General features: G+C 71.9%; 3 protein-coding genes and 1 pseudogene. 2 read left to right on the top strand and 2 right to left on the bottom strand.

Annotated elements, in window-relative coordinates; translation table 11 throughout:
• Window positions 1-163: GntR family transcriptional regulator (locus ACLEQD_RS27425; RefSeq protein ID WP_410387941.1), on the bottom strand; the 163-nt coding region annotated here is incomplete at its 3' end.
• A gap of 423 nt (window positions 164-586) precedes the next feature.
• Here ACLEQD_RS27425 and ACLEQD_RS27420 point away from each other — a divergent pair.
• Window positions 587-1,603, top strand: coding sequence for an oxidoreductase (locus ACLEQD_RS27420; protein ID WP_410387939.1), 1,017 nt, complete (start codon window positions 587-589; stop codon window positions 1,601-1,603).
• Between the two features lies 1 nt (window position 1,604).
• Here ACLEQD_RS27420 and ACLEQD_RS27415 read toward each other — a convergent pair whose 3' ends face one another.
• Window positions 1,605-2,078, bottom strand: a complete 474-nt coding sequence (locus ACLEQD_RS27415) for a GNAT family N-acetyltransferase (protein ID WP_410387937.1) — start codon at window positions 2,076-2,078, stop codon at window positions 1,605-1,607.
• Window positions 2,079-2,359: 281 nt separating this feature from the next.
• Between ACLEQD_RS27415 and ACLEQD_RS27410 the strand changes: the two are divergent.
• A pseudogene (locus tag ACLEQD_RS27410) lies at window positions 2,360-10,666 on the top strand (amino acid adenylation domain-containing protein); the annotation flags it as partial.

The following is a 10,666-nucleotide window of genomic DNA, read 5'->3' as shown; positions in this document are numbered from 1 at the left end:
CCGCCAGCCGCCGCAAGGCCTCGCGCACCGTGCCCCGGCTCACCCCATACCAGCGAGCCAGCATCCGCTCCGAGGCCAGCCGCCCATTCCTCGGCAGCCGCCCCAGCGAAATGTCCCGCTCGAGCTGCTCTTCCACGTACGCCACGAGCCCTACCCGCACCATCGCCGCCGCCCTTCTCGCCAATGCTTCGCCCATCCAACCAGAGGGGTCTGACATGGACGCGTGGGCAATCCACCCTCATCCCCTGCTTGGACAGGGCGGCCTCGAGCCCGAAGGGGCGCGAACTGGTCCGACTGTCGGACCAGTTGGCGGGCATCGCTCCCGGCAGGGCTCCTCTGCCCTTGGCCCCTCCTTGGCTTCCGCTCAAGCCCGCCGTCCTGGCCCACCGTTGCGCCCCTTGATGCGCGCGTCTTCGTGGAGCGCTTCGGGGCGCAGGAGGGGTTGACCGACTGCTGTCGGCCTGTCGGTCGCGCCGGTGTCGGGAAGGCGGCAGGGGCAGGGCCTCATGGCTGTCCGCACCGGGGCCACTTCCCGCTACCCTCCCGGCCCATGACCTCCGCTCGCGTCCCTGGCTCCCCGCTGCGGGTGGGCCTCCTTGGCTATGGCCTGTCCGGCTCGCGCTTCCATGGGCCCCTCATCGCCGCGGAGCCTGTGTTCACCCTGGCCGCAGTGGCTTCGAGCCGCGCGGAGGCCGTGGCTCGCGACTGGCCGGGCGTGCGCACCGGCACCGTGGAGTCGCTGCTGGCGGATCCGGACCTGGATGTAATCGTCGTGTGCACTCCCAATGAGCTGCATGCGTCGCTCGCGGAACGGGCGCTGCGCGCGGGCAAGCACGTGGTCGTGGAGAAGCCGTTCACGCTGGACGTGGGCGAAGCGCTTCGGCTGGACGCGCTCGCGAACGAGCGGGGCCTGTGCCTCACCGTGTTCCACAACCGGCGCTGGGACGGCGACTTCCTCACCGTGCGCCAGCTGCTGGAGCAGGGACGGCTGGGGACGCTCTACAGCGTGGAGAGCCACTTCGACCGCTTCCGGCCCCAGGTGAAGGCGCGCTGGAAGGAGCAGGACGTGCCCGGTGGCGGCACGCTGTGGGACCTGGGCTCGCACCTCGTTGATCAGGCCGTGCAGCTCTTCGGCGTGCCGGAGTCCGTGTCCGCGGACCTGGGCCGGCAGCGCCCGGGCGCGCAGGGCACGGACTGGTTCCACTTGGTGCTGCGCTACGGCACGCTGCGCGTGGTGCTGCACTGCGGCTCCGTGGTGCACGACCCGTGGCCCCGCTTCGTGTTGCAGGGGGACCGGGATGCGTACGTGAAGTCCGCGCTGGATCCGCAGGAGGGCCAGCTCGAAGCGGGCCTGCGTCCCGGCCATCCGGAGTTCGGCCGTGAGCCCCCGGAGCGCCATGGCCGCTTGCTGGCCTCGGGAGAGACCGTCGCCACCGTGCCCGGTGACTACGGCCAGTTCTACCGGCAACTCGGCGCCGCCATCCTCCACGGCGCACCGGTGCCCGTGACGGCCCTGAGCGCGAGCGAGACGGTGCGCGTCCTCCAGGCGGCGCTCCTGAGCGACGGGGAGGGCCGCCGCATCACCCTGCCCCCTCGGGGCTGAGTCAGAGCACCTTCTCCAGCACCAGGAACGTGGGCGACGTGTAGCCCGCGTGCGTGCCGTGGGAATGGAAGCCGTAGCCCTGGCGCGCGTACCACGCGTGGTGCGACGTGAGCGCGAGCCGGACCGACAGTCGCACCCGCGTCTGGCCCAGCTCGCGCGCTCGGGACTCCACCGCCTGCATGAGGCGCAGTGACACGCCTTGCCCCCGATACGGCGGCAGCACCGCGAGCCGGTCCAGGTACAGGTGGTCCGCCTTCGGATGGAAGAACACGCAGCCGAAGAGGACGCCGTCCGCCTCCGCGACGAAGGCGCCGCCGTCCGAAAGCTCGCGCTTCACCACGGCCTCCGTCTTGCCGTGCGCGCTGGAGGGCGGATCCAGGCGGCCCCGGTATTCCTCGAAGGCGTCGCGCAGTACCTGCGTGAGCCGCGCGGCATCGGTGCTCACGGCTTCGCGGATCAGGGAGGACTCGGGCATTCCCGAAGTCTAGTGGAAACATCAGGCGCGGGCGTTCCACCACCACGGTGAAACACCGCTGAGACACGTGACCAGACACCGGGCGTGGAGCGGAATTCCCGCGCTGTTCCCCTCTTCGTGCCTCCGCGCGCCCGAGCGGGCTGACAGCCAGGCCCCCGTGCGCAAATCGCTGCGGTCGTGTCGGAGGGACTGTCTACTATCCCGCGCGCTCGCGAGCCGGGAGAGCCGTTACACCGCCTTCCCGTGCGTTCGCGAGTCCCCCTCCAAGGAGTCGCAGGCCCATGGCTTCCACCCCTGAGCAGAAGCGCGCGCGGCTGGCGGAACTGCTGCGCGAGAAGCGCCGCCCCACGTCGCGTGTCCCGGCGTCGTTCGGTCAGGAGCGCATGTGGTTCCAGGAGCGGCTGGCGCCAGGGCAGGCCGGGTTGAACCTGCTCTATTCGGTGCGCCTGGAGGGACGGCTCGACGTGCCCTCACTGGCGGGCAGCCTGAACGAAGTGGCGCGCCGCCACGCGGTGCTGCGCACCTCCTTCGTGGAGCAGGACGGGCGGCCGTGGCAGCGCATCGCGCCCGAGCTGGACGTGCCCCTTCCCGTCGTGCCGGTGGCGGACTCCGAGGAGGCCTGGCGCCGGCTGCACGAGGAGGCCCGCGCGCCGTTCGACCTGGAGCAGGGGCCGCTGCTGCGCGCCGTGCTGTTCGCCGTCTCTCCGGCCGAACACCTGATGCTGCTCGCGCTGCATCACACCGTGTCCGATGGCTGGTCCATGGGCCTGCTGGTGCACGAACTGGGCGTCCTCTACGAAGCCCTGGTTTCAGGGAGAACACCCGAGCTGCCCGCGCTGGCGTTGCAGTACGGGGACTTCTCCGTTTGGCAGCGCGAGGCGTTGAAGGGCGAGGCGCTGGAGGCGGCGCTCGACGTGTGGCGTGCGCGGCTGGATGCGCGGGCCGTGCTGTCGTTGCCCACGGACCGGCCCCGGACCGGACAGGCGGACAGCCGCGGCGCGACCGTGTCCGCGATGCTGCCGGGCGCGCTGGTCCAGCGGCTCACGGCCCTGGCGGGACAGGAGGGCACCACCCTCTTCACCGTGTTGCTCGCGGGGTTCAAGCTGCTGCTCCTGCGCTACTCCGGCCAGGACGACCTCACGGTCGGCACGCCTGTCGCGGGACGCTCGCGCGCGGAGCTGGAGCCGCTGGTCGGGTTGTTCGTCAACACGCTCGCGCTGCGCACGTCGCTCGCGGGGGACCCGTCGTTCCGCGCGCTCATCAGCCGCGTGCAGGCGACGTCGGTGGAGGCCTTCGCCCATCAGGACGTGCCCTTCGAGAAGCTGGTGGAGGTCCTCCAGCCTCCGCGCCACCTGGACGTGCCGCCGTTCTTCCAGGTGATGTTCGTGCTGCAGAACACGCCCCTTCCGGCCGTGCGGCTGCCGGGGTTGTCGCTGGACGCGCAGCTCGTGGACAGCGGCTTCGCGCAGTTCGACCTGACCCTCTTCGCCTTCGAACAGGCTGACGGCCTGCGCCTCACCGCCGAGTACCGCACCGCCCTCTTCGACGCGGCCACGATGGTGCGGCTGATGGGCCACCTGCGGGTCCTGCTGGAGGACGCCGTCTCCCGGCCGGAGGCGCGCCTGTCGGAGCTGTCCCTGCTGGATGCGGCGGAGCGGCAGCGCGTGCTCCAGGCGTGGAACGGGCCCGTTGAGGCGTACCCGCGTGGGGTGCTGCTGCATCAGCTCGTGGAAGCGCAGGTGGCCCGCACGCCGGACGCGGTGGCCGTCACATTTGGAGAGACGGCGCTCACGTATGCGCAGCTGGATGCGCGGGCCAACCAGCTCGCGTGGCACCTGCGGTCGATGGGCGTGGGGCCGGAGGTTCGCGTCGGGTTGATGCTGGAGCGGTCGCTGGAGCTGGTGGTGGCGCTGCTCGCGACGTTGAAGGCGGGAGGAGCGTACGTTCCCCTGGATCCGTCCCTGCCCGCGAGGCGGCTCGCGTGGATGTTCGAGGATGCCCGGCCCGCCGTGGTGCTCCTCCAGGAGCGGCTGGCGGCGCGGCTACCGGCCGGTGACGGCGTGCCGGTGTTCCAGGTGGATTCCCAGTGGGCGGAGGTGGCGCGGCAGCCGTCCGCGGAGCTTCCTCCGGTGGGCTCCGCGGACGCCCTGGCGTACGTCATCTTCACCTCCGGGAGCACGGGGCGGCCGAAGGGTGCGATGAACGCGCACGCCGGCATCGTCAACCGGCTCCTGTGGATGCAGGGGGCGCTGCCGCTGTCGCCGGACGATGCGGTGTTGCAGAAGACGCCGTTCAGCTTCGACGTGTCCGTGTGGGAGTTCTTCCTGCCACTGATGACGGGCGCTCGGCTGGTGGTGGCGCGGCCCGGTGGACACCAGGAGCCGGAGTATCTGGCGGACCTCATCGCCCGGGAGCGCGTCACCGTCACGCACTTCGTGCCGTCCATGCTCCAGGCGTTCCTGGACGCGCCCGGCCTGGAGCGGTGCTCGGCGCTGCACCAGGTGGTGTGCAGCGGTGAAGCGCTGGCGTTGGAGCTGGCCGAACGGTGCCTGACGCGGCTACCCGGGGTCCGGCTGCACAACCTCTATGGCCCCACCGAGGCCGCGGTGGAGGTCACCGCGTATGAGTGCGTGCGCGGGGCGATGGGCCGCTCCGTGCCCATCGGCCATCCGGTGGCGAATACGCGGATCCGGCTGCTGGATGCGTCACTGCGGCCCGTGCCCCAGGGGGTTCCCGGCGAGCTGTTCATCGGAGGCGTGCAGGTGGGGCGTGGCTACCTGGGCCGGCCGGACCTGACCGCGGAGCGCTTCATCCCCGACGCGTACAGCGACACGCCCGGGGCCCGGCTGTACCGCACGGGGGACCTCGCCCGGTGGCTGCCCGACGGCGCCATCGAGTACCTGGGCCGCACCGACTTCCAGGTGAAGGTGCGCGGGCTGCGCATCGAGCTGGGGGAGATTGAAGCCGCGCTGGAGCAGCACCCGACGGTGCGGCAGGCCGTCGTCGTGGCGTTGCCCGGCATCACGGCGAGCGACACGCGGCTGGTGGCGTACCTCGTCGGCGGGGCGGACGTGCCGGAGGCGGAGGTCCTTCGGACGTTCCTCGCGGAGAAGCTCCCCGAGTACATGGTGCCCGGGGCCTTCGTCCCGCTGGACGCCCTGCCCCTGACGTCCAGCGGCAAGGTCGACCGCAAGGCCCTGCCCGCGCCGGACGTCGTCGCGGCCGTGGCGCCTGAGTACGTGGCGCCGCGCACGCTCACGGAGGAGCGGCTGGCTTCGCTGTGGGCGGAGTTGCTGCGCGTGGAGCGCGTGGGCGTGCATGACGACTTCTTCGCGCTGGGCGGCCATTCGCTGCTCGCTACACAGCTGCTTTCACGCATCCGGGCGGCGTTGCAGGTCGAGCTGCCCCTGCGCTCGGTGTTCAAGACGCCCACGCTCGCGGCCCTGGCGTCCGTCCTGGATGAGGCCCAGGGGCGGACCCCGGGTTCGCGGACGCCGCCCCTGCGGCCCGTGTCCCGGGATGGAGAGCTGGCGCTGTCCTTCGCGCAGCAGCGCCTGTGGTTCCTGGAGCAGCTTCAGCCTGGCTCCGTTGCCTACAACCTGCCTGGGAGCGTCCTGCTCGAAGGCGTGCTTCACGTTCCCGCATTGCGGCAGGCCCTGGATGCGTTGGTCCAGCGTCATGAGGTGCTGCGCACCACGTTCGCCGCTGGAGCACATGGCCCCGTTCAGCGCATCGAGGCCGATGCGGCGTGCCCGTTCGAGTTCGTGGACCTGGCCGCGCTGCCACCGAGCACGCGCGAGGCCCGGCTGCGGGACTTCATCTCCGAGCAGGCACAGCGGCCTTTCGATCTGGCTCGGGGCCCCATCTTCCGCGCGGTGCTCGTGCGGATGGAGGAGACGCGGCACGTGCTGCTCGTGCTCACGCACCACATCGCTTCGGACGGCTGGTCCACGGGGGTGCTCGTGCGCGAGCTGGTGGCCCTGTACCGGGCCTCTGCTTCCGGCGCGCAGGCTTCGCTTCCGCCACTTCCCATCCAGTACGCGGACTTCGCCGCTTGGCAGCGGCAGTGGCTTCAGGGGGATGTGCTCAAGGCGCAGCTTGCGTGGTGGCGTGAGCAGCTCACGGGGGCGCCTCCGCTCTTGAGGCTTCCCACGGACCGGCCTCGTCCGGCGGCGCAGACGTTCTCGGGGGACCTGCTTCCGGTCCGACTGCCCCGGAAGCTCATGGAAGGAGTTCATGCGGTGGCGAGGCAGTCCGGCGCCACGCCGTTCATGGTGCTGCTGGCCGCGTACCAGCTCCTGCTGTCGCGGTATGCCGGGCAGGACGACGTCAGCGTGGGCGCTCCGATCGCGGGCCGCACCCGGGCGGAGACGGAGGGGTTGATCGGCTTCTTCGTCAACACGCTCGTGCTGCGGGCGCGCGTCGACCCGCGCGCTTCGTTCCAGACACTGCTGGCGCAGGTGCGCGCCACCACGCTCGGCGCCTTCGAACACCAGGACGTTCCCTTCGAGAAGCTGGTGGAGGAGCTCCAGCCCGCGCGCGACCCGAGCCACTCGCCCCTCTTCCAGGTCACCCTCACCCTCCAGAACGCGCCCACCGCGGAGTGGCGGCTGCCGGGCCTCACGCTGCGCGAGCTGCCTCCGTCGTTCACGCCGTCGAAGTACGACTTCAGCCTCATCCTGGAGGAGTCGCCGGAGGGCTTCACCGGGAGCCTCCACTACAACACCGACCTCTTCGACGCGGCCTTCCTCCAGGGGCTGATGCGGGGCTACGCCACGTTGCTGGAGGCGCTTCCCGCGCAGCTGGAGGTTCCGGTGGAACTCCTGCCGCTCATGCCCACGGAGGCACGGCGCCAGGTGCTGGAGGACTGGAGCGGGGTCGCCAGCGTCCGGGACTTCTCCACGCAGTCCATCCCGTCTTGCTTCGCGGAGCAGGTCGCGCGGGCGCCGGACGCGGCGGCGCTCGTGTCCGAGGCCGGCAGCCTGACCTATGCGCGGCTGGAGGCCCGGGCGAACCAGCTCGCGCACCACCTGCGCGCTTCGGGCATCGCGGAGGGCAGCCGCATCGCGGTGCTGTTGCCCCGCTCGGCGGAGCTCATCGTTTCGCTGCTGGCCGTGCTCAAGGCCGGGGCGGCCTATGTCCCCATCGACCTGCATGCCCCGCCCGAGCGCAAGTCCCTCCTGCTGGAGCAGTCCGGGGCGGCGCTGGTCATCACGATGGAGGCGCTCGCGGATGAGCTGCCCTCGCTGATGACGCCGCTGGTGCTGCTGGACGCGGACGCGGCCCGGGTGGCGTCACGTCCGCAGACCGCCGTGCCGGAGCAGCGCTCGGAGGGGGACCGGCTGGCCTATGTCCTCTTCACCTCGGGCTCCACGGGGACGCCCAAGGGCGTCTGCGTTCCGCATCGCGCCGTGCTGCGGCTGGTGGTGGACACCGGCTTCATGTGCTTCGGCCCGGAGGAGGTCGTCCTGCAGCTCGCGCCGGCCGCGTTCGATGCGTCCACCCTCGAAGTCTGGGGAGCGCTGCTGCATGGCGCCCGGCTGGTGCTGGCGCCTCCGAGCGAGCTGTCCCTCGCGCGCATCGCGGCGGTCCTCACCGAGCACCAGGTCACCACGCTGTGGCTCACGGCCGCCCTCTTCGAACAGATGGCCGTGCACCAACCGGAGGCCCTCTCCTCCGTGGCGCAGGTGCTGGCGGGCGGCGACGTGCTCCCGGCGTCCCGGGTGCGGGAACACCTGGCCCGGTTGCCTCCGGGCGCGGTGCTGATCAACGGCTACGGGCCCACGGAGAACACCACCTTCTCCGCCACCCACCCGATGCACGCGGGCGACGCGGTGGGGACCTCCGTTCCCATCGGGCGTCCGCTGCCCCACTCCACCGCCTACGTGCTGGACCCGGCGATGCGGCCGGTGCCTCCTGGCATGCCTGGGGAGCTGTACGTCGGCGGCGAAGGGCTGGCGTGGGGCTACCTCCACCAGCCCGCCCTCACCGCCGAGCGCTTCGTGCCCCATCCGTTCAGCACGGCGCCGGGGGCGCGGCTCTACCGCACGGGCGACAGGGCGCGCTGGCGCGCGGAGGGCTCGCTGGAGTTCCTGGGGCGCACCGACTTCCAGGTGAAGCTGCGCGGCTTCCGCATCGAACCGGGCGAGGTCGAGGCCGCCTTGCGCCTCCTGCCGGGTGTGCGGGAAGCGGTGGCCGTGGTGCGCGAGGACGTCGCCGGAGACAAGCGGCTGGTGGCCTACGTCGTTGGCGAGTCGCTGGATGGGCAGGCCCCGCGCTCCGCGCTCCAGGAGCGGCTCCCCGACTACATGATCCCCAGCGCCTTCGTGGTGCTGGACGCCCTGCCCCTCAACGCCAACGGCAAGCTGGACCGTTCCGCCCTTCCCGCTCCCGAGGCGCCCGTGGCCTCCGCGGACCGGTACGTCGCGCCTCGCGACGCGGTGGAGGAACAGCTCGCCGCCCTCTTCGCCGAGGTGCTGCACGTGGCTCGCGTGGGCATCCACGATGACTTCTTCGACCTGGGGGGCCACTCCCTGCTGGCCACGCAGGTGGTGTCGCGCGTGCGCTCGACGCTGGGCGTGGAGCTGCCGCTGGGCGACCTCTTCGCCGCTCCCACGGTGGAGACGCTCGCGGTCCGGGTGGCGGCGCTGCGCTCGCGGGGCGACTCCCGCCCTGGCACTCCGCCGCTCGTGGCGGTGCCTCGCTCCGGCCCCGTGCCGCTCTCCTACGCGCAGCAGCGGCTGTGGTTCCTGGATCAACTCCAGCCCGGCAGCGCCTTCTACAACGTGCCCGGCATCCTGGTGCTCGACGGAGCGCTGGATGCCCCCGCGCTGGAGCGGTCCCTCCAGGCCCTGGTGCGGCGCCATGAAGTCCTGCGCACCACGTTCGCGTCCGAAGGAGACTCGCCGGTCCAGCGGATCCACTCCGATGGGACGCTCACGCTGTCCGTCGTCTCGCTGGAGGCCACTCCCGACGACCGCCGCGAAGCCGAGGCGCACCGTCACGCCGCCTCCGAAGCAGTGCGGCCCTTCGACCTGGGCACGGGGCCCCTCGTGCGCGCCGTGCTGCTGCGGCTGGATCCACGGCGTCACTGGCTGCTCCTCACGCTGCACCACATCGTCTCCGACGGTTGGTCCATCGGGGTCTTCGCGCGGGAGCTGGGCTCGCTGTACCGGGCCTTCGCTTCGGGTCAGGCTCCGGCGCTGACGCCCCTGCCCCTCCAGTACGCGGACTTCGCGGTGTGGCAGCGCTCCTGGCTCCAGGGGGACGTGCTCCAGGCGGAGCTGGACTGGTGGCGGCGGCAGCTCCATGGCGCGCCCACCGCGTTGGAGTTGCCCACCGACCGGCCGCGCCCCTCCGCGCAGTCGTTCCGGGGGGCGTCGCTTCCCGTGTCGCTGACCAGGGGCGTGTCCGACGCGGTGAAGGCGCTGGCGGCCCGGGAAGGCGCCACGCCGTTCATGGTGCTGCTCGCGGGCTTCCAGCTGCTGCTGGCTCGCTACTCGGGGCAGGACGACGTGCTCGTGGGCTCCGCCATCGCCAACCGCAACCGCGCGGAGGCGGAGGGGCTCATCGGCTTCTTCGTCAACACGCTGGTGCTGCGCGCGCGCATCGACCCGGGGGACTCGTTCAGGACGCTGCTGGCCCAGGTGAAGGCGACGACGCTCGCGGCGTATGCCCACCAGGACCTCCCCTTCGAGAAGCTGGTGGAGGGCCTGCAGGGCGCGCGGGACCTGAGCCGCGCTCCGCTGTTCCAGGTGGCGTTCACGTTCCAGAACGCCCCCGTGGGAGCGCTGGACCTCCCCGGCCTGCGCCTGGCGCTGCGCGGCGGGGCCATCACCACCGCGAAGTTCGACCTGGACTTCAGCCTCCAGGAGCGGGACGGCGCGTTCAGCGGGGACCTCGGCTTCAGCACCGACCTCTTCGACCCCGCCACCGTCGCCCGGATGATGGCGCACTTCGAGGTGCTGCTCGGCGCGCTCACGGCCCGCCCCGAAGCGGGGGTGCGGGAGCATTCGCTGCTCGGCGGTGATGAACGCCAGCGCGTGCTCGTTGACTGGAACGCCACACGTCGTCCGCTGACGCCCCGCACCGTCCCGGAGCTGTTCGCGGCCCAGGTCCTGCGGACTCCCGGCGCGGTGGCCGTCCAGCACGAGGGGCAGGTGCTCACCTACTCGGCGCTGGCGGCGCGGGCGCGGCGGCTGGCCTTGCGCCTGCGGGCCTGCGGGCTCCGGCCCGAGGCCCGGGTCGCGCTGTGCGTGGAGCGGGGGCTGGAGCTGGTGGTGGGGATGCTCGGCATCCTGGAGGCGGGCGGCTGCTACGTGCCCATGGACCCGGCTATCCGCGCTCCCGCCTCGCGTTCATGTTCGAGGACGCGGGTGTCTCCGCGGTGGTGGGCCAGCGGGAGCTGCTGGATGCGCTCCCCGCGCATTCCCTGCCCACGGTGTGCCTGGGGCCGGACACGGAGGAGCCCGGTCAGGAACCGGCGCCCTCTTCCGAGGACGTCGCCGTGCGGCCGGAGCAGCTGGCTTACGTGCTCTACACGTCGGGCTCCACGGGCACGCCCAAGGGCGTGGGCATCACGCACCACT

This window comes from Corallococcus sp. 4LFB, assembly GCF_046520365.1.
Lineage (GTDB): Bacteria > Myxococcota > Myxococcia > Myxococcales > Myxococcaceae > Corallococcus > Corallococcus caeni.
Note: the sequence above shows the minus strand (reverse complement) of the source record. Positions and strands in the feature narration are given on the sequence as shown.